Raw genomic sequence first — 26395 nt, 5'->3', positions numbered from 1 at the left:
AGACAACAACCAGTACGAAGTGTACAAGTTTACCGGCGACGAAAGCCGTACACAGCAAACCGCCTGGCAAACACTGGACTGGATTAAAGAAGTACAGCAACGCGGTGCCGGTGAAATCGTACTTAACTGTATGAACCAGGACGGCGTACGTCAGGGTTACGACATTGCTCAGCTAAAAGCCGTACGTGATATTTGTAATATCCCGCTGATTGCTTCTGGCGGTGCGGGGGCGATTCCCCACTTTACCGATGTATTTCAACAAGCCGATGTCGATGGCGCGCTGGCAGCGTCTGTTTTCCACAAAGGCATTATCGACATCGACGAACTCAAAGCCACGCTGGTTAGCGAAGGCATTGCCATGCGCGAACGCTTTCGCCAGGGTTAACCGACAAGGGTGTGAATATGAAAGTGACACAACAAACACTTGCGCAACTGGCGTGGGATAAAATGGACAACCTGCTGCCTGCTATCGTACAGGATGCCGTAACCGGCAAAGTACTGATGCAGGGTTACATGAATCAGGACGCGCTGACAACAACGCTGGAAAGCGGCAAAGTCACGTTTTTTAGCCGTTCCAAGCAGCGCTTGTGGCAAAAAGGCGAAACCTCAGGCAATACGCTGGATCTAGTGAGCATCAGCGCTGATTGTGATGCCGACTCTCTGCTGGTACTGGCCAATCCCAATGGCCCAACTTGCCACACCGGCGCTGAAAGCTGCTGGTTCAATGGTGACGTAGCTGATTACACCTTTATTGGCGATCTTGAGCGGATTCTGGCCGAGCGTAAAAACGCCGATCCGGACTCCAGCTATACCGCCAGACTTTATAACAAAGGCGTAAAACGCATCGCCCAGAAAGTGGGTGAAGAAGGCGTAGAAACCGCCTTGGCGGCGACCGTAATGGACACCGAAGAACTGAAAAACGAAGCAGCCGATTTGCTGTATCACTTAACAGTACTGCTGCAAGCCTGTGATATGTCGATGTCGGATGCCATCAGCATTCTTCGCGAACGTCACAAAGCCTGATACGTTTCTTTTGGTTGGAAGCTGCATCTACGCCTAGCACGCTTTGTCTATTCTCTTGGTGTGCGTTAATAGCCAGTATGACCGATAGGTCCCTGATATCGCTCCGCGATTCAGGGATGACTGGCTATTTTTCAGAAGTGACTGGATGTTTTGTCGCGGGTAGCGAAGTCTTTTCAGAGCGGTCAATGTCTCATAGGAAGTACATAAACCTTAGCTTATGGCCGCCAACAGGATTAGCCATGTTCAAATGCAGTTCCTTGTTACTCGCCAGCACCAGCCGATGTACTCGCCGTAGCAGCAATGATACTTGCTGTAGCCGCTGAGGATTGCTGTGCTTGTAACTGGTCTGCAATCAGGCTGGCATTTTGATTTTCACTGGCAATAATACAGGCCCCATACCCATACCCGTCCAATTTGTTTTCCCATTTTATTCTGCCGTTTTCTGCATTAACACAGAACAAGTGTCCACCTGCATAAGCAAAAACGTGGTTATCTTCAAACAGTAAATTGGTGACGCCGGAAGTCGACTTTAATTTGGTTTCCCATAATTTCTTTCCTGTCACCTTGTCCAAACAAACCACATGGCCTTTTATGCCCAAAAACAGCTTTTCCATTGTCTTCTCCAATACTGAGGTTCGGCATTCAGAATAGCACTGTTCAATTCACTTGTTGTGGCATGGACATACTTGCTAACAATTCCCCTTTTAAGCCGAAAGTGTATGAGTGTATTCATTAACGCTATTGCGCTGATACCTGCCGAACAGCAGGTTGATAATCCTGAGCGGCAGACATCGTCAGCCAAGTCTTGCTTTCCTTCATATCAACTGGCTTACCTGCGCCGGTTGCGTACATCACCGACAGCGCGTACTGCGCCTTAGGGTTCCCGGCTTCTGCCGCAATCGTGAATAGCTCAGCTGCTTTTTGCAGATTGCGTTCCACACCCAGCCCGGTCTCGTATAGCCAGGCAAGTTCAGTTGTGGCGGCATAGTCAGGCGGGTTTTGTTCACTCAATGCAACAAGTTGCTGAAAAGCCTGCTCACTGTCCCCGCGCATCAATAGTCGCTTGACTGAAATCAAAGGGTCGGCCGAATCGCTGTTATCCAACGTTCGTAACAACTCGCCTGCATCTTCATCGCCATCCAGCGCTGCAATCATCAGCCAATGCCTGGCGGTATCGGCAGAAACCAACTCAGGATGCGCCAGCGCCACAACACCCACCTGATAAGCAGCAGCGCGACCGCCGGCTTCAGCAGACTGCAAATAATAATCCAATGCTTGTTCGAGGTTGCTTTCTACGCCTTTTCCTTGCTCATGCAGGATACCAAGATTAAATAATGCTTCTGCTTTTCCAACACCGTCCACATGCTGCCACATTGCCTGTGCCAGCGAATAATTTGCCATTTTAAACTCAGCATAAGCCATATAGAGCTGAACTTGTGGCTTTGCCGTTACAAAGTCCTCGGGTAACGCTTCAGCTGCATTGGCTGTGTTAAAGAGCGCTACGCCAAGTAATACTACAGCCCGTTTCGCGACTTTCATCATTTGCCTCATCTCCATGTTTACTAAGCTAAGACTAAGACTAAGACTAAGACAAATTACCGCCGTATGTTCTCCTACTTTAGGTCGGTTTTCGTCGTATTGTTCTGGGGCGAGCTATACCCTAGGCGCTTGTTGGCACCGCTGATAATTTATTTGCAAGTTAAACAGGTAGTGCATTGAAGGCGACAAATCGCCATCGAGTACGTTAACTTCAATGTTTTTCCAGGTGCCTTTTTGCAACGACAAAAAGAAGTCCGGATAGCTGCACACTACCTGCAGAACAATTGGCTTGTATTGTGTTGCGAGGCTGTCGTGATTGGGGCGTTTGTAATTCGAATTTTCGGGTTCGAATCCATCGCGATAATGTAACATGAGTGATACCCGGCCGTTGCCCGGATTAACAAACCCGTGAAATACCAGATGCGGATCGGCAACGCGTAAATATCGCTGGAATGTGTTATTTCGTTCTTCTGCCTGCCAACTCGGGTAATCCCCATAAAATAAGACGAAGACAAAACTCAACAGGCCCACGGCAAAAGGGAAAATGTTGATGAGAAGAGCGGTTCGCCTTGCTGGATTTCTTTTCGACACGATGGCTGCGCACCCAATACTTAGCGACTAGGGCCGATACCCCATATCACTGGCCGCTCTGCGGAGCCTGGCAACAATGGCTGGTGGCATATGTGGGCTGGCTGCCAGATAGGCGTCAATTGACAATTCGGGAATAAGCCGATGAATTTGAACACTATCGGATTGCATATCTACCAATCGGGCCGTTTCTTCGATGAGCTCCGGATCTTCGATAATAAAGTCAACGGTGCCGCGCTTTAACTCTTTCCAGGAGCAGATGATATCTGCACAGGAAATCAGGTTTTTACCTTCTTCAAAACCGCGCTCTTTCAGCCATTTTTCAGCTATATCACCACGTTGTGCAGCAACAGACAGTGAGGTTAACTCACTCCAGTCTTTGAGCTGAATGTCTGCGCGATCTGAGAGGGTTAAAATGCCCAACTTAAATTCGGTGACCGGGGTTATCCATTGATATTGCTGCTCCCTTTCCGGCGTTCGAGCGATAGAAAAAATGAGAGCGCGGCTATGCCGTTGTGTATTTAACACTGCGCGTGCCCAAGGGAAGACTTTGAAGTCCGCCTCATACCCTGCACGCAAAACAATGTTTCGAACTCGTTCTGTCACAGCTCCGAGAACTTTGCCATTTTCCGCGTAATGATACGGCGGCGAGTTTTCTGTAAACACCATCAAAGAGTCATTGGCGACTGCGCCACTACTTATTATAAAGGCAACACTCAAATACACACTTCTGAGTAAATGTTTCATCCTGCTGTAAACTTATTTTCAGTCCCTGACTACCATACTACCCGGAATCACGCGTCGTGCAAATTTGTCTCGTTTTGCGTCAGTGTAGTTCCGGGCGCCGCCCCAAGAAAAGGGGTATTCACTACCAACCTGTAATTCTGGACCAGGTTTCCGTTACCTTGCCGTCTTCATCAATAACCTGATAAGCGCTAAATTGAGCCGCCGTGGCGCAGGCGTGAATAGGCAGGATCCGCAACATATTCCCATAAGCAAATATTGCATCATCCGGTTTTTTGCCGTCAATATGAGAAATGATGCCGTGTTCCTGATTTGTGCTGCTTACATACCAGCCTTCGAGCAGTCTCCCCTGCGGATCGCAAACGAGTCCGTAGCCGCAGTTTTTTGCATGAGCGGCGGTTCCCTGATCACGGGAAAGTGCCATCCAGCCAGCATCGACGATCACCCAGTTTTTGTCTGTTTGATGCCCTATCACACTGGTCAATACCGACATGGCAATATCATCGGTATCGCAAACGCCAAGCCCTGCCATAACGCAGTCAAACGTGGCATAGACACCAGCGCGTAATTCATTAATACCTTTGTGATGTGTATTGGCCAGCGCGGTAGGTGTTGAGCCTGCCGATACCAACTCGCAATGGATCTGATTAGCGGCTAACCTTGCCGCGGCTTTGGCAATAAGCGCACATTCTTGCTCTGCCATGGCATCACGTGCCTGCTGTGTATAGCAGTCGTAGCTTCCGCCAGCATGCGTCATGATCCCGCGAAAATGCAGTTGTGGTGTTGCCTTCAACGCTTTCGCACATTCCAACAGCTCGTCTGACATCGGCAACAGACCAGCGCGGTGATCGTCGACATCAATTTCCAGCATCACTTGCAGCGGGTGTTCCAATGAATCGGCAAACGATACCAATGCGTTCACTGCAGCCAAACTGTCCAACACAACAGTAAATTTTTCGGCGCGCTCTGAAAGAGCCTGTACTCTGGCGTATTTGTTTGGCACCAGCCCGACGGCGTAGAGAATGTCGTGGTATCCCGCAGCAGCGAAATACTCAGCTTCAGCAAGTGTAGATACTGTAATTGGCCCGTTAGAAGGTGCGTAGCGTTCTGCCGCGGCTAGGGATTTCAGCGTTTTAACATGCGGACGTAACACCAGTTCATCGCGCTTCGCAACGGCCTGCATACAACTTATGTTTCGCTGGAATTTACCCATATCGATAATACAGGCAGGGGTCATTAAGGAAGTCAGCTCACTCACAGGAATGGCATCCAATAAATCAGCGTCAGATTAATGCAGGCAATGACAAATAACGTAAGCAGCGTTAGCACCATTCCTACCAACCGCTGCCAGGTTGCGCCTACTGAATGCCTTAAGCCATACGCATGAAGCACGCGTCCAATCACCAGACTCGCGCCCAGAATATGAATAAGCATTGTGGAGTGGCTGTTAATTTCTAAGATTGCTAACAGAATCAAACTCAGCGGTACATATTCCACGAAGTTGCCGTGAACGCGAATAAGGCGTTGTAGTACATCATTACCGCCATCGCCTACCCCAATCAGGTTCTGGCGCCGACAACGAATGACAAGAGCGGTTAAATAAAGATAGATAAGCGCAAGAATACTTGCGTAAAACGCGGTCACTGGGAGTAACAACATGGCACTGTTCCTTCAAATTATTCGGTGCCATTGTGACAGTTTGTCTGTTAAGAGGTAAAGCGTTTGTTGGAGAATTTACGGTACAAACAAAAAAGCTGCCGATAGGCAGCTTTTTCAAATCAGTCTCTTATTAGCCAAGTAATTCAGCTAATTGCTGGCTTACCTGGTCTACTGGCTGTGTTCCATCCAGCTTGTGGTAAGAACAGTTGCCTGCGGCCGCTTCAGCGTTGTAATAATCTACCAGAGGCTGAGTTTGTTCGTGGTAAATACCTAAACGATTGCGAACCGTTTCTTCTTTGTCGTCATCGCGAATGATCAGGTCATCGCCTGTTTGATCATCTTTGCCTTCCACTTTCGGCGGGTTGTAGACGACGTGGTACACGCGGCCTGATGCAGGGTGAACACGACGTCCGCCCATACGATCAACGATCACATCATCTGGCACATCAAACTCAATACAATGGTCAACCGTGACACCCGCTTCCTTCATAGCATCTGCCTGAGGAATTGTGCGAGGGAACCCATCCAGCAGGAATCCGTCTTTGCAGTCGTCCTGAGCAATACGCTCTTTTACCAGACCGATGATGATATCGTCGGATACCAACTTCCCTTCGTCCATGACCTTTTTAGCAGCAAGACCCATTTCTGTGCCTGCCTTGATTGCGCTACGCAGCATGTCACCCGTAGAAATTTGCGGGATACCATATTTGCCCATCAGAAACTGCGCTTGTGTTCCCTTACCGGCACCTGGTGCACCGAGAAGTATTATTCGCATAATTGCGCTCTCCGCTTGTTTTAACTTATAACTGTGGGGCACTTTACACACTCCAAACCCACGTGACAAGTACTCTGCAGGGCTCATCACGACTCTTAAGACTAATAGCGTATGTAAATTGAACGAAAGACCAGTACCACTGCGGCGTAATTCACCGCGATAAGCGCGTTTTATGCTTAATATAGCCGTACAGAATTGTGTACTTTATGACACTGATTTGTTACCACGCCCTATTCTGCTAATTATGTGTATGAGGAGCTTGAGCCAGTAGCGGCTTGCGACGCTTACTGCTTTAAATTATTTCTACGTCCAAACGAAAAAACGCGCAGAAGTCTGCGCGTTTTTATTCGAACGAGATGACACCGAATTACATTTTAGCTTTTACGCCAATGTAGAACACCCGGCCAATAACACTGCCGCCGTCAAAACCGTTTGCATCGTCAAAGTAAGGAGCTTCTTCGTCAAACAGGTTGTCGATATTCATAGTGATATCTACATTGTCGAAACTGCCCATTTCTCCCAGAGAATAACTGGTAAAGACATTCACTGTGGTCAGAGAGTCCAGTGATGCGAAGGCATTTTCCCAACCATCGCTGTGTAGAATACGAACCATGCTGTTGGTCTTTTCCGTGGATAAGCCCACTGACGCGACTACATTGAATTTACCAAAGGTACCGGTTTCCAGTTCATCTACATACACATCACCTTCAACCGCCTGAGCCTCACGTTTTAAGGTATAGGTACCCGACACGCCTGCGCTGATTTTACCCAGATCCACCAGCCAGCTTTTCTGAACATCGAAATCCAGACCTGACAAACGCGTTGCAGTCATGTTGTAACGACGGGCATCGGCTAACAAGTAAGCTGAGTTGCCATTCGCGTATAATGACTCAACGGGTGCGCCATCAATACGGAAGCCTTCAGTCGCTGCCAATGCTTCTTCCAGCGTTGGATTAATCGTGTAGTACGCCGCATAACCCGCCGTATTAAAGTACACGCTTGGTGTATAGAATGGCGCCAGGTTGATTGCGCTTGAGTAATCTACGTTGTAGTAAGTCATACTCACACTTAAATCTTCAGCAAAGTCCGGCGTCCAGTCGAAGCCCACGCTGTAAGACTCAGATTCTTCTGGCTTCAGACCATCACTACCACCGGCAAGTAAGATAGTGCCACGGAAGAAGTCTGTACCCGCAGCGTCACCCGCCAACCACGGACTGACCGGTAACACGATGGCTCGCGTATCAACTGCGGCACCGGTATCCGCTAAACTAGGTGCCTGGAATGAGGTGCCCCATTGTGCACGGATGCGCGTGTTTTCTGTTGGCTTATAGTCGATACCAATTTTAGGGTTTGTGGTACTGCCTACGTCGTTGTAGTCGTCATAACGCAATGAAGCAGTGAAATTGATTTCGCCAGCTGAGGAGTCCATCAACGGCATCATGACTTCACCAAACACAGACTTTACGTTGCGTGATGCTTCTGTTTCTACTAAGTCCAGCGCCCCTTCTGCACCGCCGCCAAAGGCCACTTCATAGTCCTGCTTAAAGTATTCTGCACCCACAGCCAAAAGGACTTCACCTGCAGGTAATTCCGCTATTGCACCATCCAACGTAGCGCGAATTTGATGATGGCTTTGCGTAGCATCACCGTAGCTGCCGTAATAACCCAGAATACTGTTCAGCACGCTCTGATCGGTTGCCGCCACATCATATGGATTCAGCGCCGTACTGGTATCTGTGCCAGCCAATGCTGCAGACAGTGCTGCAGAGTTGATACCGCGTTCAACGCCTTTGGTATGGGCCAGGCCATAGCTGTACGCCGCTTTCAGGCGCCAGTAGTTTGGCAGCTCGTAAGTAATTTCAGGAATAAACGCAAAGGCATCAAAATCACTGCCGTTTTTCGCCCCCAGTCCCACTACGTCGCTAAAATCAAACGCCACAGAATGACTGGTTTCTGAACCAATCGGCGAGAAATAAGGATTGTCGGCGGTGATGGTACCCGACGCACCAATATCAGAAAGCGAGTTTGTTGCGTCACCAGTGATATCTGCGCTCCACTCACTGTAGTAAGTCACAACGTCCACATAGGCATTGTCGTTCAGATCCTGTTGCAGTGACGCATATATCGTGGTTTTCTTTTCTTTAGGAACGTAAGAAATACCGTCTGTTGGGTCACAGGTATTTGCACCGGCTTCCCTGGAATCCATTTTGTAGTTCACACCGTCTACGGTAATCGTACCCGGGTTACACAGGTTTGAACGGTAGTCACCACCACCGTTTGCCGTGCTGTCGCCAGTAATGAAGTCGCGGTCTTTACCAAACACCTCGTCGTTTTGTGCGTGGTAAATGGAGATCATGCCTGAACCTGTGGTCCAGTCTTTACCCGCGGTAATGTTGAAAGTGCTGGCAGAGTAGCTGTCACCAAAACCACCTTCAGCACTGAACTCAACGCCATCAAAACGGTCGCGGGTGATAAAGTTAACTACCCCGGCAATGGCGTCAGAGCCGTAAATAGACGAGCCGCCATCCATTACGATTTCCAGGTTACTAATGACACCCGGTGGAATGGCCGACACATTAGGAATCGTTTGAATAATACCTGAACCAGGCATACGCATGCCGTTTAACAATAACAGCGTGGTGCTGCCGCCACCCACACCAATATCGCGCAACTTAGGCATTGGCATACCCTGGCCAATGTCAGTTGCCATGGTTGGACGGCTGTTGAACGTGCTGCTCATTTGCGGAATTTGCGCCAACAACTCGTTGCTGTCAGCGACACTGATCGCTTCAACCTCGGCGCTGTCGAAGCCCACGACATTGGTCCCAACGGGTGTTGCGCCCCGAATTAAGGTACCGGTAGCTTGTGCTCTTACTTCGATCTTTTCGACATCGTTGTCATTTTTTGCTTGATTTTCTTGCGAAAAAGCCTGACCAGATAAAGTAGAACCTACGAAAAGTGCTAATAAAGTTGGCTTAAACATGCCTGAATGTTGTCCTGATTGTGCCTTCATTTCAGTCTCCGATGCGGGGGTTACGCCCCTTAATTGTGTGTGCCCAACGTTAAACAATTCGTTAACATCTGGAGCGTAAACTAACCCAACAATCATGTTCAGTCAACACTAGTCAAACACAAACAATTGAAATCAACTGTTATAAAAATAGAACGCGAACGAAAATTTAATATTAAATAACAACAACTAACCACCTATTCAGCTTGTCATAGAACAAAAATTGATAGTTGGCATTAAAAAGATCAATGTGCAAAAATTTTGTAAAAAAATGAACGGTGTGCGTTTTACGTACACTCACTTTCAAATAAGAAACAATCAATTCATTGCAAATTCATTCACTCACACTATAATCGATTGCAACGAACCATTTACAATTACCATTAACCGGCAAGTCAATTATCCGACAGAATTGACATCGATAACAAAGACAATACTGTTATTCGCATAAAATTGTGTTGGAAAAGCTTGCCTGAACATCGGAGCTTTTTGCTTGTGAAAAACGTGTTCTACACATTGGCAGCGTTATTTCTGTCAATAAACCTAATCGCCTGTAGCATGGCATCGTCGCCTGGTGACGTCGCCGACTCAGCACTTTCGCTATACAAGTTAAGTACTGATTATACCAAAACGCCACTAGGCACAGATGTCCGGGCTCCTCGATTCAGTTGGGCAATGGCGACCTCAACGCCCGAGCGTAATGTAAAACAAACTGCATATCAGGTAGTAGTAACTGATGAATGGGGTAACACCGTTTGGGACAGTAAGAAGGTAAATAGCGCTTCGTCCATTCAGGTTGAATACGCCGGGGCAACGCTAAAGGCCAGAACGCGTTACAACTGGACGGTGACAGTGTGGGACAACCAAGACCGCCAAACCTCAAACGCTTCATGGTTTGAGACTGGTCTGCTTGATCCCACGCGGTCGGCCTGGCAAGGCGCTAAATGGATAGGCGCCCCGGAAGGCAGTATTACCTTTCACCCGGACTACCTGCCACTGTTCGATTTAACTGCCGGGATAACCATTCCGGCGGGTAATAACATGGCCGGCGTTGTATTCGCCGCCAATGATCCAAGGCTGATGACACCACATTTGAATGTTTATCAGCTAGCGAATAACAACAATGAAAGCTACTTTAAAGTCGTGCTGGATGTAAGTGGTTTAGCAGAAGCACCGGCTTCACCGGCAGAACTGCGCGTTTATCGTGCAGGCTACACACCGGATGACAATGCAAGTGTTCCGGTTGCGACCTTCCCAATAAAAGCCGACGTTATTGATGCAAACAATGCTCACCAGCGCCATGCGCTAACCATCCACAATGAATACGGTACGCTTACCCTGCAGGTCAATAATCGCAGTGATTTCTTTATTGGCGCTGATGATATCCCAGCCTCACCTTTCGACATGCTGTTTCCTCCGTTGATAAAAGGCGCAAAGGTCACCTTGAATCCGCTCGGCCATAACCATGACAACCTGACCTACGGCATGCTTAATGACATTGGCTTTTATGTTCCTCAGGGACAGACTGCGTACTTTGATTCGTTGACCGTTCGCAATATTCACGCACCAAACAACGTAATTTTCGATGCGTCGGTAACTGGCGAGTCTCAAAGCCTGTTCGCTGATATTCCGCAGGTTAGTGTCGACCAGGCACAGTATGTAGTAACTGCCGGCGAAAAAGACGCGCTGATCACAGCTCACCCACCAGCCAAAGGTGCGCCGGTGCTGCGAACGGCTTTTGACATGCCTGCCAAACCAGTCAAGAAAGCCCGGCTTTATGCAACAGCCAGAGGGATCTACGATTTCTATATAAACGGTAAACGCGTCAGTGATGACTACTACAATCCGGGACTCACGCAGTACAACAAAACCCACCTTTATCAAACCTACGACGTCACGCCGTTTTTACAGGATGGTAAAAATGCCATCGGCGCAGTACTGGGTGAGGGTTGGTGGAGCGGCTTGCTAAGTTTTGGCAATACCTGGAATGCGTTCGGCGACAGACAATCACTGCTGGCACAGCTAGTGATCACCTATGAAGATGGGTCTGAACATGTTGTGACAACTAATGAGCGTGATTGGCTATATTCGCAACAGGGCCCGGTTCGCTATGGCAGCCTGCAAATGGGTGAAGTGTATGACGCTCGCCTGGAAGATGATTTTGCCCGCTGGCATTCCGCCGATTACGACACTTCCAACTGGAACGCTGCCGTTGTTGTTCCTCTTGATGGTTCCGTATCGAAAAATGTGCGCCCTAATATGGCTCGTGAGAGCCAGAGTCTGGATTACTCGCAAATGCAGCTTATCGGTCAAATCGGTGAGACTGCTGGCGTATATACCACACTAACCGCGCAGTCGGTGAAAGAAGTGAAACCCGGCGTTTACATTTATGACATGGGGCAGAATATGGTTGGCGTGCCTTCTTTGCACTTCCCAGAAGGAAAAGCCGGTCAAACAGTCACGCTCAGAGTGGGCGAAATGCTCTATCCGAATTTGCCGGAGTCAGGCCCGAATGTGGGTATGCTGATGACAGAAAATTATCGGGCCGCATTGAGTCAGGATATCTATATTATGAAAGACGGCGAACAGCATTATTCGCCGCGCTTTACGTCTCACGGTTATCAGTATCTGGAAATCAGTGGTCTGGACAAGCCCCTTCCACTGGAGTCAGTGCAAGGTTTGGTCACCAGTTCAGTGCAATCGTTGACCGCCTCTTACGCGTGCTCAGATGACACGGTCAATCAGCTTTGGTCGAACCTGGTGTGGTCGAATGTAGACAACTTTTTGTGGGTACCCACAGACTGTCCGCAGCGCAACGAACGCATGGGCTGGTCGGGTGATATTAATGTATTTGGCAGAACGGCGACCTATGTCAGTAACGCTTCGCCGTTCTTGCGTCGTCACTTACAGGCCATGCGTGATACGCAATCCACAGATGGACGTTATGCTGACATCGCGCCTGTCGGTGGCGGTTTCGGCGGCATATTGTGGGGCTCAGCGGGCATTACTCTGCCCTGGGAAAATTATCTCCAGTATGGAGATACCAGCATGCTTGAAGAGCACTACAATTCAATGCAACGCTACATGACCTACCTGGAAGGGACGATCAACCCGGTAACGGGCCTCATTATGGATGCAGGCTTGGGCGATTGGCTTGGTCCGCAAAACTTCCAGTTGGGGTCGGCGTACCTGGCCAGCGCGTACTATATTTTTACGCTAGACATTATGTCTGAAGTCGCAACGGTCCTGGGTCACGACGAAGACGCCGCCTTCTATGCACAATCTGCGAACACGCGACGTGAACATTTCGCCAACACATTTGTGAATGATGAGCAAAAAGCCTTGGGTAAGGTGAGTAATGCCTCGATGTTCGACGCCATGGCCGGAGAGCTGAAGACAGTGGTCGCAGATACGCAAACCGCTTACGCTGTTGGCCTGGCCATGGGCGCGTTTGAAGACGCTGCAAAAGACACCATGGCTGCCAACTTAGCGAGAACAGTGTCGCGAGCCAACGTTGACGACAACGGCGTGGAACGACCGCCCTACTCGCTGATGACGGGCTTTATTGGTACCGCCTGGATCAGCCAGTCGCTGAGTGAGCACGGTTATAGTGAAGAAGCCTATAAACTACTGTTAAACGATCAGTATCCGTCGTGGTTGTATCCGGTAGAGCAAGGTGCAACCACTATTTGGGAACGCCTGAACGGCTACACGGTAGAGAATGGATTTGGTGGCAACAACAATATGAATTCATTCAACCACTACTCGTTTGGCGCTGTGGGCCAGTGGTTAATGCAATACAGCGGCGGTATTCGCCGCGGCGAGCCGGGCTTCAAATCGTTTGTACTGGCACCGGAAATAGACCCGACAAACAGCATTACTTGGGTCGATGCCAGCTACGACTCCTTGTACGGCACCATTGTGAGTCAATGGAAACGTGAGGGCGACAAGCTGATCTACATGGCGACTGTGCCAGCCAACACAGACGCTAGGCTTATCCTGCCAGCGTCCTCTGTGTCGCAAATTACAGAGGGCGGAATTGCGCTTACCGAAGCCCCAGGTATCTCTGATGTTCATGCAACAGAGCAAGGCGTCTCAATGACATTAGGATCGGGTAAATACAGCTTTACGATTACCCCGTAACACAGCCTCTTTGGCACGTAAATACAACAAAGCCGGGCACGTTAACGTAGCCCGGCTTTTTTATTTGAATTTGTATTAGTGCTGGCTTTTCGCCTGTTTAACACAGTTAAACACGCAATCCGCTATTGCTGGCGGTGTACCACTTACGGTATGAGAACCCATAAAACGCGATATACAGATAGCATACCAGCGGCACGATAAAGGCAAGCTGTACGCCAATAGTATCGGCCAACACACCTTGAAGCAATGGTACGATAGCGCCACCCACAATCGCCAGACACAACAAGCCTGAACCTCGGCTGGCGTCGTTGCCCATGCCCTGAATAGCCAGGCTAAAAATAGTTGGGAACATAATGGAGTTACATAATCCCACCGCCAAAATAGCCAGCATGGCGAACTTGCCACTGCTCAGCATTGCCAGCGAGACCAGCACAACAGCTCCTATTGCATGCACACCCAACACTTTAGCTGGCGAGAAACGCGTCATGACTGCCGCGCCAATGAACCGTCCAACCATGGCGCCGCCCCAATAGTAAGCGACATAATTCGCAGCCTCATGCTCTGGCAATCCCATAACGGTGGGTTCACCAATAAAGTTAACCAAAAAGCTACCAATAGCAACTTCTCCACCTACATAAACAAAGATACCAACAGCGCCCAGCAGCAAATGAGGATAAGCCGTAAGGGGTGTTTTTACTGCAGTCTGGCGAGTACCTTGTTCATGAATGGCCGGCAACTTCAACCAAGCAAACACCAAAGCGAGCGCAAATAAAGTAGCTGCCAGGATCAGGTAAGGCATCTGTACGCTGGCGGTTTTCTCGGCTTCAGTTGTGGCCTGAGATACCGCAGCTAAAATTAACGCACCACCTATTAATGGGGCTACGGTAGTACCTAATGCGTTAAACCCTTGCGTCAGTGTGAGTCTGGCAGGTGCGGTTTTTGCTGTGCCCAACGCGGCAACATAAGGATTAGCCGCCACTTGAAGTAGCGTAATTCCGCTGGCCAGCACAAACAGCGCCAGCAAGAAAAACGGATACCAGTGCAGTGCTGCAGCAGGATAGAACAACGCGCATCCTATCCCCGCTACGGTTAATCCGCCCACCAGGCCTTTTTGGTGACCAATCCGATGCACAATCACACCGGCTGGCACCGACATGACAAAATAGGCGGCAAAAAAGCAGAACTGGATCAGCATTGCTTCCGTGTAATTTAAATCGAACTGTGCTTTTAAATACGGGATCAGAATGTCATTCAGACAAGTGATGAATCCCCACATAAAAAACAAACTGGTAAGTGCGCCCAATGCGAAGCGGTAATTGCCCTGCGAGGAGCTGGATTGCGGTGTACCGGGCATAGAAACGGCCATGTGGTGTTCTCCTGGATAATGAATACAATAAAGCTCCCGGGCAACTGATTGCCGGGAGCTTTGATTAGCAGGTAGCGTAAAATGCTACGGATTAATTAGGTGTTACTGGGGTGAAATCTCAGCCACGGGTGCAGGTGGTGTCAGGGTCGCCAACACTTTCTCAACAACGATGGATTCGGGAATATTTACCGTCACCTGTTGCGCGATATTCTGGGAAGAATGCCCTACGTGGAAGGTGTAGTCTCCCGCTTCCACCACCCATGCTCGTTGTTGTTCACTGAAGGAAGCCAACTGTTTTGCTGTTACTGAAAACGTGAGCATTTCAGTCGAGTCAGGTTGTAAAGACGCCGTTTTGTTAAACGCAACCAGCGACTTGCTGGCTTTGGGCAGGTTACCAGCAGGTGCAGTCACATATACCTGAACCACTTCTTTACCTGGCAGTTTACCTTTGTTACTCACGGCGGCTTTGATAGTAAATTCAGCCGGATTTTCAGATGGCTGCACCGTAACCTTGCTGATGCTGAAATCGGTATACGACAAACCATAACCAAACTCATAGGCCACCGGGACATTAAAGGTGTCGTAGTAGCGATATCCGACATAAATACCGTCTACGTAGTCGAACTGCATATGCTTACCAACAAACAATCCGATATACGGATCTTTTACTGTTTCTTCAGACGTTGGCTTCCCCGGGAATACGGTGGCTGTCGGATTGTCGCCGTAAGCGAGCGGGAATGTCGTTGCCAGACGACCTGACGGATTGACTTTGCCTGTCAGTACATCCACCAGCGCATTGCCTGCCTCTTGTCCGCCTTGCCAGGGTAAGACAATCGCGTCAACGTGCTCTCGCCAACTCGCGACTTCAACAACACCGCCGGTATTCAGCACTGCAACAACGGGCTTACCCGCTTTGTGATAGGCTGCGCTCACTTGGGCAATCATAGACAGTTCGGCGTCGGTTAAGTTGAAATCAGCGTCAAGTTTGCGATCCTGAAATTCGCCTGCATTTCGACCAATTGTGATCAGGCCGACATCACTGGCTTCAACGGCATCACTCAACAACGCCTCTGGCACACTGAACTCAGGCAGCGGAGATTGCAGTTCAAAAAAGTGTTTCTTGGGTGGTCGCTTAGCAGCTTCTGCCGCCATGAACGCAGTATAGGCTTCTTTCAATGGCTCGAACACCGGTACATTAGCGTTATTCAGGCCATCGACCAACGACACGGTATAAGCCTCATTTACATCACCACTGCCGGTGCCCCCGGCAATGAAGTCATAACTGGTGTTGCCAAACGCAGCGATTTTAGTATCACTTTGGATGGGAAGCGCGTGATTGGTATTTTTCAGCAACACCACCCCTTCTGCAGCTGCCTGTCTGGCCACCTGCGCATGCGCGTCTAAATCCGGCTGGTTGCTATAGGCATAGTCATTATAGGAAGGCGACTTAAGCAGCGTCTCGACGATGCGCTGTAAGTTGCGGTCTAACGTGGTTTCTAGCAACGTGCCATTGTTAACCGCATCGATGATAGCCTGGCGCTGATCGGGCATACCAGGCATGATCAGGTCATTGCCCGCCTGCATTTGCGCTGGGGCACTATCACCGGCAAACCAGTCAGTCATCACCAGCCCTTCGTATCCGAATTCATCGCGCAACACTGTTTCCAGCAACACTTCATCCTGGGAGGTGTAGACACCATTGACCTTGTTATATGACGTCATGATCGCCCAGGGCTGAGACGCTTCAATGGCAATCTCAAAACCGCGCAGATAGATTTCTCGATAGGCTTGTTCGTTAATATGGGCGTCCAGCCACATACGACTGGTTTCGGCGTTGTTCGCAACAAAGTGTTTAATAGTAGTGCCCACGCCATGCGCTTCGACACCATTGACAATGGAAGCGGCCATCAGCCCGCTAACCAAGGGATCTTCCGAGTAATATTCAAAGTTCCGCCCTGCCAACGGATTGGCATGAATGTTCATACCCGGTGCCAGAAAGAGGTCAACACCGTATTCTTTCACCTCTTCTCCCATGGCATCGCCCACCTGTGTAACCAGTGCGGTATTCCAGGTTGACGCCAGTGCAGTCGCAATGGGGAATGCAGTAGCGAAATAGCTTGCGGTATCATTGTCTCTGGTAGGAGAAATGCGCAGCCCAGCAGGTCCGTCGGCCAATACCATTGCTGGGATGCCTAGCTCTGGGATTGCAAATGTTGATCCAGCAGCACCCGGGACTTTCTCAGAGCCGCCCACGTTATTGAGCTGGAAGCCGGTGCCAGTTAGCAAGTGAGCTTTTTGCTCAAGCGATAACAATGAAATCAGATTTTTTGCGCGACTTGTTACATCCAGCGCCGGGTTTTCGTAATCGTCCATCACACCATTTTGGTTTCTGTCAGTAAAGGCTGTCTCAACAGAGGAAGTGTTAGATGTGGTATTACTGCCACCACACGCAGATACGCCTGCAACAGCACATGCCAATAAAGTTCGCTTAAAAAATGAAGTCATAGTAGTTCTCACAGAATCGCCAAAAATGACATCGATATCATTTCAACAGTACAGAAATTACGAGCCAAGTGACGAATTACATTGTTAACAAGATAAATACATCCTGCAACTTTATGACATCGATGTCAATTTGGGATTCATATTTATTTAACAAATAAGCAGAACTTGAATTAGCTGGTCGTTTTACGACAAACAAAAATCATCAATAATGTTTTATTTGAACCGATTTGCGTTAAATGCGTTTCGATGTTCTCAAAAGTGAATAAAGTCGATAAAATGAATAAAAGCGAAGCGTCTGGCAAAAATTTGGCCAGACCACAAAAGCACCCTACACAATAAATTAAAAAAGGTTAGCACATGGGTAAGGCGACAATCGGCGATGTTGCGAGAGCAGCCGGCGTGTCTGTTAAAACGGTATCCCGGGTCATCAATAACGAAAGCGGTGTAAAAGACGCAACACGTCAACGCGTCGCGGAGATCGTAAAGCAACTGGATTACCGGCCTAATCTGAATGCCCGTAGCCTACGAACCCGCCAATCCTACCTGTTGGGCGTTTTGTTCGTCGACTACAGCGGTAACTTCTATTCACACAGTATTCTTACCGGCGCTATCGAGGCCTGTGATCAGGCCGGTTACAATTTGCTGATCCGTCCGTTAAAAATTAACGACGAAGGGTTTGAGCCTATCATTAAGCAGATGCATGAACGCTCGAAGCCCGACGGCTACCTTATTTGCCCGCCACTGTGTGATGACCCCAACGTCATCTCTCTGATGGATGAATTGGATGTGCCTTATGTGCGAATCGCGCCACTTCATTCAGAAGGTTCTCCTTATGTTCGCTGTCAGGAAGAGGCCGCGAGTCAAAAAGCGGTGGAACATTTAATTAACCTGGGCCACCAGCGCATTGCGATGCTCAGTTATTTGAAAGGTCACGGCGCTGGCGCCTGGCGTTTGGCTGGATATAAGGCCGCCCTGGACAACTATAATATTCCCATTGTGTCAGAATACATCGAAGAGTATGGCTACGACGAAGAGCCCAATATTCTGGACACGGTGATCCGCAGATTGCTCACAAAAACCAGCGTCCGACCCACCGCCATATTCTGTGTAAACGATACGCTTGCTGCATCGGTTTACCGTATTGCCAGCCAGATGGGCCTGAAAATTCCTTACGATATTTCAATTGTAGGATTTGACGACGACCCTATGGTGGAAAACCTGTGGCCTCCCCTAACGACCATACGTCAGCCCATTTCTACCATGGGCAACTATGCGGCCAGAATGCTGATTAAAGCACTTGGTAACAAGCAACAGGCATTGGAGTTACCTGCTTTAGACTGTGAGTTGGTGTTGCGAAGTTCAACCGGGCCAAACTTGCCAGATTAAATCTCCAGTTTGAGTTTAAGGACTAAACTACGACGGTGCTTTCGTCCGCCACAAAGTGCATTCAGACACAAAAAAGGGCCGAAACGGCCCTTTTTACTTGTCTTGAATCAGACTTATTTCGCCAGGCTGGCCAGCAGTCCGTTTAAGTTTTTAACAAAGGTCGCCGGATCTTTCAGGCTACCCTGCTCTGACAGTGCAGCTTGGTCGAACAATACCTCAGTCCAGTTCTTGAACAAGGTCTCATCCTGGACATCAGCCAATAACTTCACTAACTGGTGCTCCGGGTTCAGTTCAAAGTGATACTTCACTTCTGGCACAGGCTGTCCAGCTGCTTCCATCAGTTTCATCATCTGAGTAGTCATACCGTTGTCATCTGCTACGATGCAAGCAGGCGATTCGGTAAGGCGGTGAGTAAATTTCACGTCCAGTACTTTCTCGCCCAGCGCGGTTTTAGCACGCTCTAACACACCTTCGATTTGCTTCTCAGCTTCTTCCTGTGCTTTCTTGGTTTCTTCGTCATCAAGATCGCCTAAGTCCAGGTCGCCACGAGCAATTGAATGCAGTTGCTTACCGTCGAACTCGTTCAGGTGCTGCATTAACCACTCGTCAATGCGCTCACCCATTAGCAATACCTCAATACCTTTCTTCTTAAAGATCTCAAGGTGAGGACTGTTTTTCGCAGCCTGGTAGCTGTCAGCAGTCACATAATAAATTTTGTCCTGGCCTTCTTTCATACGAGAAATGTAGTCAGCCAGAGACACGTTTTGCGTGCTACTGTCGTTGTGTGTTGATGCAAAGCGTAATAAGCCTGCAATCTTTTCTCTGTTCGAGAAGTCTTCTGCCGGGCCTTCTTTCAACACATTACCAAACTCGTTCCAGAACAGCTGGTATTTCTCTGCGTCATTTTTGGCCATACGCTCAAGCATTTGCAGAACGCGCTTAGTACAACCCTGACGCAGGGTTTGCGTGATCTTGTTGTCTTGCAGAATTTCACGCGATACGTTCAGCGGCAAATCGTTGGAATCGAGCAAGCCTTTCACAAAGCGCAGATAAGTCGGCATGAACTGCTCAGCGTCATCCATAATGAATACGCGCTGTACATACAGCTTCAGGCCGTGGCTCTGCTCTCTGTTCCACAAGTCAAACGGCGCTTTGCTTGGAATATACAGGAGGCTGGTGTATTCCGTTTTACCTTCCACTTTATTGTGCGCCCAGGTCATCGGGTCAGCAAAATCGTGGGAGATGTGCTTGTAGAACTCAGTGTATTCTTCGTCGGTGATTTCAGACTTGTCGCGTGTCCACAATGCCGTCGCTTTGTTTACGGTTTCCCATTCTCCTGGCTGACCAGGGATTTTCTCACCGTCCGGTCCTTCGGTCTCTTCTACCGGCGCTTTCCACATTCTTACCGGAATACTGATATGGTCGGAGTATTTGCTGATAATCGAACGCAAACGCCAGTCATCGGCAAACTCTTTTTCATCATCGCGCAGGAACAACGTAATTTCAGTGCCGCGCGTCTCTTTGTCGATGTTACCGACGGTAAAGTCACCTTCACCGGCAGAGGTCCACTCAACACCCTGATCAGCTGGCTGACCGGCAGCCCTTGTGCGAACAACAACTTTGTCTGCAACGATAAACGCTGAGTAAAAACCCACACCAAACTGACCAATCAACTGAGAATCTTTCGCCGAATCGCCCGACAGTTTGCTGAAGAAGTCTTTGGTACCAGACTTCGCGATAGTACCTAAGTTTTCGATAACTTCATCGCGGGTCATACCTATGCCGTTATCGGCAATAGTCAGCGTGCCAGCGTCTTTGTCGACACTCAGTTTTACGCATAGATCGCCATCGTTTTCGTACAAGCTGTCATTTTCTAATGCTTTAAAGCGCAGTTTGTCTGCCGCGTCAGCAGCGTTAGAGACAAGCTCACGTAAAAAGATTTCCTTGTTCGAATAGAGTGAATGGATCATCAAATGCAGAAGTTGTTTTACTTCCGTTTGAAATCCATGAGTTTCTTGATGGGCCACGTCAGCCATAAACCAGATTCTCCTAGTCAGATAGAATAATTCAGAAACGAAAGTGTGGACGCGAAGAGGGAATTTCAACCGTGCAGAACGAAAAAACCAGCAAAAAAGTAAGGGTTAGAGCAAAGGCTGATTAGAAAGCGTGCAACTCGTTGCTGGTTGCACGCTGAATTAGGTAAATTAGAGTGTACGGCGCCCGGAAAAGGCATGGGTAAGTGTATTGCCGTCAATATATTCCAGTTCACCACCAATAGGCACACCATGGGCGATTCGACTGGCAGCAACCTCGTGTTTTTGACAAAGCTGAGCGATGTAATGTGCGGTAGCTTCGCCTTCGACCGTGGGGTTGGTGGCCAAAATCACTTCTTTCAGTGAGCCGTCGGCAATGCGGGTTTCCAGTTCATCCAGGCCTATTTCGCCAGGCCCGATACCGTCAATTGGCGACAGATGTCCCATCAGTACAAAGTAAGTCCCTTTAAAGGACATGGTTTGCTCAATGGCCATCACATCCTGCGGACTTTCCACTACGCAGAGCTGGCCGCTTTCCTGGCGTTGTGGATGCTGACAAATGTCGCACACACTTTGTTCGGTAAAGTTTCTGCACTGCTGGCAATGACCGATGTGCTCCATGGCATTATGAAGGGCTGCACTCAATGTAAGTGCACCATCGCGATTGCGCTCCAGCAAGTGAAACGCCATGCGCTGCGCGCTTTTGTTGCCTACCCCGGGTAAGCAGGTAAACGCGCTGATTAACTCAGCCAGCATTGGACTGTACTTCATAAAATGCGTGCCTTTTCTAATTAACGTGTATTTGTTAAAGCGGATAAAGTCATGCTTTAACGTTATGTTCGTATAGTAAGTCGAATTATAAAGAAATCCTGACGGATTGTTAGATGAAATAGCGTCTATTAAAAGACTCAGGCTACTACGACGTTTCCCTTAATTTGGCTCAAGCCAATGTGTGCAATCGTTCCCGCATTGAATTCAATACAATCGGATTCTATGCCGTCTGAAAAAATAACACCGTTTTCAGCCATTTTCGAGGTAAGCGTGAGCCGTTGTTGTGACGTAATCTTGCCGAACGTAAACTCGCATTGCGTAACGTGGGAAGGAAATGGCTCTCTAACACTGTAATACAAAAAATGGCTATTCCAGGCAAAACCTTTTTCCAGGCCCTTACGAACCGGCTGCCCGGCAATACCGCTGGCACCTGCTAATATACTTTTAAACCATCCCGTAGATCCAAGCCCCGTAGAGACAATCACCCCGGAAGAACTCTGCTCCTCGACATGCTCGCCAATTGCCAGTTTATATCGTGCCGATGTATGTGATTTAGGCCCAATGAACAAATCATTAACGGCCAAAAGGCGTTGTCCCAGATTTGTATTAACTTCAGCCAGACTCACCGAGGATATTTTTACTGCGCTCACAATCAATTGATTCACTACATCAACTGCATCTTCAGGTAAAAACGGCAACAACACGCCATCAAACAAATCAGGCAGTGGATTGATTCCAATAATTGGCTGGCCATTTAAGTACTTCATTACATTAGCCACCAGCCCGTCCTGCCCTAAGACTACTACAATATCGTCTCTCGCAAATTGAAAACTGGGCAGAAAGCTCCGCTCAAGCACCATCACTCTGGCGTGTTGAGCAAGTGTGCTTTGAATTTTGTCCAGCGTCTGCTGAAAACGGTTGTGTTCATCAAGATATCCTTCAAAGGACTCGCCTAAATGCTCGAGGTAAAATTTAGCCTGACCCACCGTGCAATACTTTTCTTTCAACTCCTGTAAACGCGTTTTTCTTACAACGATTACGACTTTGCGATCGGTACTCATTGCCCCTCTCCTTAACGAATCAGCGACTGTAACAATTCAGGAGAGAAATTAAGGCTACCCACTTTGTTTTCACCTTTAGTCAGGTTTTCAATGGCCTGCGCGATAAGTTGTTCAGGACGAGCTGCATTTATACTCATCACTTTCAAACGCTCTAAATCAATATCGTTGAACGCTGCAAGTTGAGCTTTGAGATCGTACGCCTTGGCATCGGCCTGGGCTTTGGTATTGGCATTTTCCAGTTCTACTAACTCGGCGCGTTTACGCTCGTTGTCGGTTCTGGCTAGCAGCTTTTCCTGATCCATGTTGAACTGCTGTTGGAGCTTTTCGCGCTCTGCTTCCAGTGCTTGCTTTTCCAAGTCCTGCTGCTTACGAGCAATGGCTTTCTCAGTCTCTAACTCTTCTTCACGTACTTGCTTTTCCTTTTCTATACTCGACAAACGGCGTGCATAAATAGCATTGTCAGCATCACGTAACAACGCTTCACGCACTTCAGCTTCAAGGGCTTTAGCTGTTTCTGGTGCAGGAGAAATCGCAGTTAGCGACACTTCGGTAATTTCAACGCCTAAACGCTGTAGATAGCTTTGTGCCGGTAGTTGTTCCTGTAATGCTGTGGTGAGTACCTTGGCACTGCTCAATGCTTGTTGCAGATTCATTGACTCCACTGCGTTACGCACCACTACCTGAACACTGCGCATAATGCGCTCGTCGAGTCCTTCTGGCTCATCTGATAAATACATGCCTTTCGCATTAATTGAAAAATTGATCATCTGTGCAGCAGCTTCAGGGCTATCAATACGAAACGTTATTTGGCCCTGCACGGTGATTTCCTGAAAATCCTTGGTTTTCATGCGAAATACAAAGGGTAATTCCTTACTGCTTAATGGCACCGCCACAATAGACGCATTCGGTGCATAATAATAAAAACTGGTGCCTCGCCCCTGTAGCTTCACCTCGCCATTTTTAAACAGCATCACGTGTGTAGACGGATCGGCTTTGTAAAAGTTAATTCCAAACATAATTCATTCCTCTTTTTCATTAAAATGTCCCAGTGACACTTTTAATATATGTCCATGAGACATTTTTGTAAATACAAAAATCTACTGATTTTTTTATATTTGCAATAAGGTGTTGAATTGACGACAATTAATGTCACAAAGACACATAATGAGAAATCATCATGATAACCAGCCCTCTGCTTACTATCGACAACGTACTATTCACCGTGCACGATGGCACCCTCAAAGTGCTCATGGTGAAGCGCTCTATCGAGCCCTATTCAGGGTTGTGGGCGTTACCTGGCGGTATTGTGGACCCGGCTACTGACAGTTCAACAGAAGACACTGCGCTGCGAAAGTTAAGAGAAAAAGCTGGTGTGCGGCCTAATTACCTTGAACAGCTGGAAGTGTTCTCCGGGCATGACCGGGACCCGCGGGGGTTTACCGTTACCATTGTGTATTATGCATTAATTGGTTATCAGCAAGCAGAAGTACACATTAACACTGTAGACGATGCGGAATGGATATCCCTTCCTCAAATTGACCAATTGAATCTGGCATTTGACCATCACAAGATCATTAACGTGGCGCTGGAGCGACTGCGTCAGAAAACCCTTTATTCCATGGTACCCGTATTCTGTTTACCTACCTTGTTCACCATTTCAGATCTAAAACAAGTCATTGAAACAATTATTGAAAAGCCTATACAACGAAAATCGCTGATGCGCCGGGTTGAAGCCAGTGGCATGTTTGAAGAAGTGGACGAAAAAGCCGCTACAGGTAAGCGAATGGCGCAACTGTATAAACTCAAAGACAACTTTAACATCGTTAACTTTGAACGGAATTTGAGCTTTTAATAAAAGTCGCGCCTTTCAGTTGAATTACTAACATTTACTAAAACCGCAATATTTTGTACAAAAAAGCCCCGGTGAAAACCGGGGCTCTCTAAAATTGTGTTGCTTGAGAGTTATCCCGAAGCAATCATTTACTTACCAGAAGTTAAAACGGCATTTTGAAGCCAGGTGGCAGTGGCATGCCACCCGTTACTTCTGACATTTTCTCTTTAGAAGTTTCCGCAACACGGCGCGCGGCATCGTTGAAAGCGGCAGCGACTAAATCTTCAACCATGTCTTTGTCGTCGTCCATTAGAGACTCGTCGATGTCTACGCGGCGTACGTTGTGGTTACAGGTCATCGTTACTTTAACCATACCTGCGCCTGATTCGCCAACGACTTCCAGGTTAGCTAAGTCTTCCTGGGTTTTCTGCATGCGCTCCTGCATTTGCTGCGCTTGCTTCATGATGTTGCCCATTCCACCTTTAAACATAATCTTTTCTCACTCTTGTGTAGTCAATAACACTATTTCGATTAAATATTAACGAGGTTCAATGCTGTCTTGCACAACCTCTGCGTTAAATGCGCCGATCATCGCCAGAATGGTATCGTCTTGCTGAATCACTTGTCTGGCGTACTGTTTACGCATTTGATTAATTTGTTGTTGTATCTGATACGGCGTTTTTTCAACGTTGCCGTACACCAGCGTTACATTTACAGGCTTTGATAAAACACTGTTCAACGCTTCAGTTAGCTGCGGCACAGTCCCCTCATTTACCAAATGCTCCTGGCTGGGATCCAACGTCATGGTGACGTTCTCGCCTTCTTTGGCAAACCGGGAGTTTAACGCTATTTGCTTTAACAAACCGGCAATTGGCATTGCTTCAATTAGTGCACTCCATTTATCAATTTGACTGGCGTGTAATAATTTATCGCCATTCTCCAGATATGGGGGCAAGTCACTGTCAAATTCAATAGCTGTAGGCTGGGTTGTTGATACCTCTTGCGGTTCATTTGCCACAGGCGGCGTATTGCTTTCGGAAAAATCAGGTTGTGATTGCACGTCCGGCTGCGCATCTACAGCCGCAGAGGGCTCTGTAGTAAGCTCACTGGAGGCCTCTTTGACATCGTCTAAGCTAACTACACTTTCAGTGCTAACGGACTCTTCAGCACCTGCCGTTACCCACGGTGGTGGCTCATCGGCGGCTTGCGTTTCTGTATTTGTAGATGTCGCGTGCTCGTTTGTTGCAACAGGTAAAGACTGTTCCAAACGCGGTTCCATACCAACGGCTTCAGATTCGACACTGGCGTCAGGCTTTGGTCGCTCTGGCCGCTGCAGTGTGCGTTCCTCACTAGGTGGCTTTTTTGCGGCCGAGGCTTTGTCCTCCATGGCCTGCTGTTTCAGGCGCTGGCGCAAAGCGAGCATCGCTTCCGTAGAGGCGGCTGCGGGTTGAGGCTCACTGGGTTGTTGAGATTCCGGTTCCAGATTCTGTCCAGCGGGCTCAAAGTGCTGTGGCGGCATGTCCTGTGGTATGTCGTAACCACCGCTCTCAGGCGGATAGTCGTACTGGTCGTCTGGCGGCCCAACCTGACTCTGCCGACGAAAATCCTCGGCTTCGTCCATTAACTGTGCGGCTTGGGAATCGAGGCGTTGCGTTTCTTCGCCTTGCGGCTGGAACGCAGGTTCGTTTTGTAGCACTTCCGGCTCGGATGGTGCCGCGGCGTTAGCCTCAGAAACACTGTTCTCTTGCACCGGCGCAGCAGTAGCTTGAGGCTGTTCATTGGCCTCCGGCTCTGGCGCGGCGGCAATTTGCTCAACCGAGGCCTGGGGCGCGGTTACATTGCCAGAATTGTGTTGCGTTTCCGGCTCAGGAGCGACCGGAGCTGCTTGGGTTGTAGCACCACCAGAAGCCGGAGGATTAGCGATAACCGTCTCTGCGTCGTCGATGGGCGTTACTGGCGCA

General features: G+C 48.6%; 21 protein-coding genes. 5 read left to right on the top strand and 16 right to left on the bottom strand.

Annotated features, from left to right (window positions below; genetic code table 11):
- Both AC4MRN_RS08125 and hisIE read left to right on the top strand, forming a co-directional pair.
- The coding region (locus tag AC4MRN_RS08125) for a HisA/HisF-related TIM barrel protein (RefSeq protein WP_491202980.1) at positions 1 to 385 on the top strand (385 nt) is incomplete at its 5' end.
- Positions 386 to 402: 17 nt separating this feature from the next.
- On the top strand, positions 403 to 1023 hold the full coding sequence (hisIE, locus tag AC4MRN_RS08120) for a bifunctional phosphoribosyl-AMP cyclohydrolase/phosphoribosyl-ATP diphosphatase HisIE (protein WP_488800493.1): 621 nt from the start codon (positions 403 to 405) through the stop codon (positions 1021 to 1023).
- Positions 1024 to 1283: 260 nt separating this feature from the next.
- Here hisIE and AC4MRN_RS08115 read toward each other — a convergent pair whose 3' ends face one another.
- From AC4MRN_RS08115 to AC4MRN_RS08080, 8 genes are all read right to left on the bottom strand, one after another.
- The gene (locus AC4MRN_RS08115) at positions 1284 to 1637 is read right to left on the bottom strand and encodes an outer membrane protein assembly factor BamB family protein (RefSeq protein WP_073322709.1); all 354 of its coding nucleotides are present in this window, start codon (positions 1635 to 1637) and stop codon (positions 1284 to 1286) included.
- 124 nt (positions 1638 to 1761) lie between these two features.
- Complete coding sequence (locus tag AC4MRN_RS08110) at positions 1762 to 2565, bottom strand: tetratricopeptide repeat protein (RefSeq protein ID WP_491202979.1); 804 nt, start codon at positions 2563 to 2565, stop codon at positions 1762 to 1764.
- A gap of 111 nt (positions 2566 to 2676) precedes the next feature.
- Complete coding sequence (locus tag AC4MRN_RS08105) at positions 2677 to 3153, bottom strand: hypothetical protein (protein ID WP_491202978.1); 477 nt, start codon at positions 3151 to 3153, stop codon at positions 2677 to 2679.
- 27 nt (positions 3154 to 3180) lie between these two features.
- Positions 3181 to 3819 carry a substrate-binding periplasmic protein gene (locus AC4MRN_RS08100; protein WP_490403631.1) on the bottom strand — a complete coding sequence of 213 codons (639 nt, stop codon included), beginning with the start codon at positions 3817 to 3819 and terminating at the stop codon, positions 3181 to 3183.
- Positions 3820 to 4018: 199 nt separating this feature from the next.
- The gene (locus tag AC4MRN_RS08095; protein ID WP_491202977.1) at positions 4019 to 5152 is read right to left on the bottom strand and encodes an alanine racemase; all 1134 of its coding nucleotides are present in this window, start codon (positions 5150 to 5152) and stop codon (positions 4019 to 4021) included.
- Positions 5149 to 5553 (bottom strand): MAPEG family protein, encoded by a 405-nt coding sequence (locus AC4MRN_RS08090; RefSeq protein ID WP_370243159.1) that lies wholly within the window; start codon positions 5551 to 5553, stop codon positions 5149 to 5151. The genes AC4MRN_RS08095 and AC4MRN_RS08090 overlap by 4 nt, the downstream gene beginning before the upstream one ends.
- A 130-nt stretch (positions 5554 to 5683) precedes the next feature.
- Positions 5684 to 6328 (bottom strand): adenylate kinase, encoded by a 645-nt coding sequence (gene adk, locus AC4MRN_RS08085; RefSeq protein ID WP_073322858.1) that lies wholly within the window; start codon positions 6326 to 6328, stop codon positions 5684 to 5686.
- A 367-nt stretch (positions 6329 to 6695) separates the two neighbouring features.
- Entirely contained in the window at positions 6696 to 9341 is a 2646-nt protein-coding gene (locus AC4MRN_RS08080) for a TonB-dependent receptor plug domain-containing protein (RefSeq protein ID WP_491202976.1), read from the bottom strand.
- A 492-nt stretch (positions 9342 to 9833) separates the two neighbouring features.
- Here AC4MRN_RS08080 and AC4MRN_RS08075 point away from each other — a divergent pair, with 492 nt between their 5' ends.
- Positions 9834 to 13481, top strand: coding sequence for a family 78 glycoside hydrolase catalytic domain (locus tag AC4MRN_RS08075; protein ID WP_491202975.1), 3648 nt, complete (start codon positions 9834 to 9836; stop codon positions 13479 to 13481).
- Between the two features lie 106 nt (positions 13482 to 13587).
- Here the strand turns inward: AC4MRN_RS08075 and AC4MRN_RS08070 are convergent, their stop codons facing one another.
- Positions 13588 to 14847: a sugar MFS transporter gene (locus AC4MRN_RS08070; protein WP_370243165.1), complete on the bottom strand. Its 1260-nt coding sequence runs from the start codon at positions 14845 to 14847 to the stop codon at positions 13588 to 13590.
- 102 nt (positions 14848 to 14949) lie between these two features.
- A complete protein-coding gene (locus tag AC4MRN_RS08065) occupies positions 14950 to 17352 on the bottom strand; it encodes a beta-glucosidase family protein (RefSeq protein WP_491202974.1) in 2403 nt (800 codons plus the stop codon).
- A gap of 357 nt (positions 17353 to 17709) precedes the next feature.
- Here AC4MRN_RS08065 and AC4MRN_RS08060 point away from each other — a divergent pair, with 357 nt between their 5' ends.
- Positions 17710 to 18738, top strand: a complete 1029-nt coding sequence (locus AC4MRN_RS08060; protein ID WP_491202973.1) for a LacI family DNA-binding transcriptional regulator — start codon at positions 17710 to 17712, stop codon at positions 18736 to 18738.
- A 113-nt stretch (positions 18739 to 18851) separates the two neighbouring features.
- On the opposite strand, the gene htpG is transcribed toward AC4MRN_RS08060, so the two are convergent.
- The 4 genes from htpG to AC4MRN_RS08040 form a co-directional block, all read right to left on the bottom strand.
- On the bottom strand, positions 18852 to 20774 hold the full coding sequence (gene htpG, locus AC4MRN_RS08055) for a molecular chaperone HtpG (RefSeq protein ID WP_370243169.1): 1923 nt from the start codon (positions 20772 to 20774) through the stop codon (positions 18852 to 18854).
- Positions 20775 to 20942: 168 nt separating this feature from the next.
- On the bottom strand, positions 20943 to 21542 hold the full coding sequence (gene recR / locus AC4MRN_RS08050; protein WP_073322726.1) for a recombination mediator RecR: 600 nt from the start codon (positions 21540 to 21542) through the stop codon (positions 20943 to 20945).
- A 137-nt stretch (positions 21543 to 21679) separates the two neighbouring features.
- On the bottom strand, positions 21680 to 22603 hold the full coding sequence (locus AC4MRN_RS08045; RefSeq protein WP_491202972.1) for an NAD(+)/NADH kinase: 924 nt from the start codon (positions 22601 to 22603) through the stop codon (positions 21680 to 21682).
- A gap of 11 nt (positions 22604 to 22614) precedes the next feature.
- On the bottom strand, positions 22615 to 23619 hold the full coding sequence (locus AC4MRN_RS08040) for an SPFH domain-containing protein (protein ID WP_491202971.1): 1005 nt from the start codon (positions 23617 to 23619) through the stop codon (positions 22615 to 22617).
- Positions 23620 to 23780: 161 nt separating this feature from the next.
- Here AC4MRN_RS08040 and AC4MRN_RS08035 point away from each other — a divergent pair, with 161 nt between their 5' ends.
- On the top strand, positions 23781 to 24455 hold the full coding sequence (locus AC4MRN_RS08035) for an NUDIX hydrolase (RefSeq protein WP_490403395.1): 675 nt from the start codon (positions 23781 to 23783) through the stop codon (positions 24453 to 24455).
- Positions 24456 to 24597: 142 nt separating this feature from the next.
- On the opposite strand, the gene AC4MRN_RS08030 is transcribed toward AC4MRN_RS08035, so the two are convergent.
- Positions 24598 to 24924 carry a YbaB/EbfC family nucleoid-associated protein gene (locus AC4MRN_RS08030; RefSeq protein ID WP_073322728.1) on the bottom strand — a complete coding sequence of 109 codons (327 nt, stop codon included), beginning with the start codon at positions 24922 to 24924 and terminating at the stop codon, positions 24598 to 24600.
- A 48-nt stretch (positions 24925 to 24972) separates the two neighbouring features.
- A partial coding sequence (locus AC4MRN_RS08025; protein WP_491202970.1) for a DNA polymerase III subunit gamma/tau C-terminal domain-containing protein occupies positions 24973 to 26395 on the bottom strand: 1423 nt, incomplete at its 5' end.

It is taken from the genome of Marisediminitalea sp. (assembly GCF_984433645.1).
The sequence above is the reverse complement of the archived record's forward strand: the minus strand, read 5'-3'. Positions and strand labels throughout refer to the sequence as shown.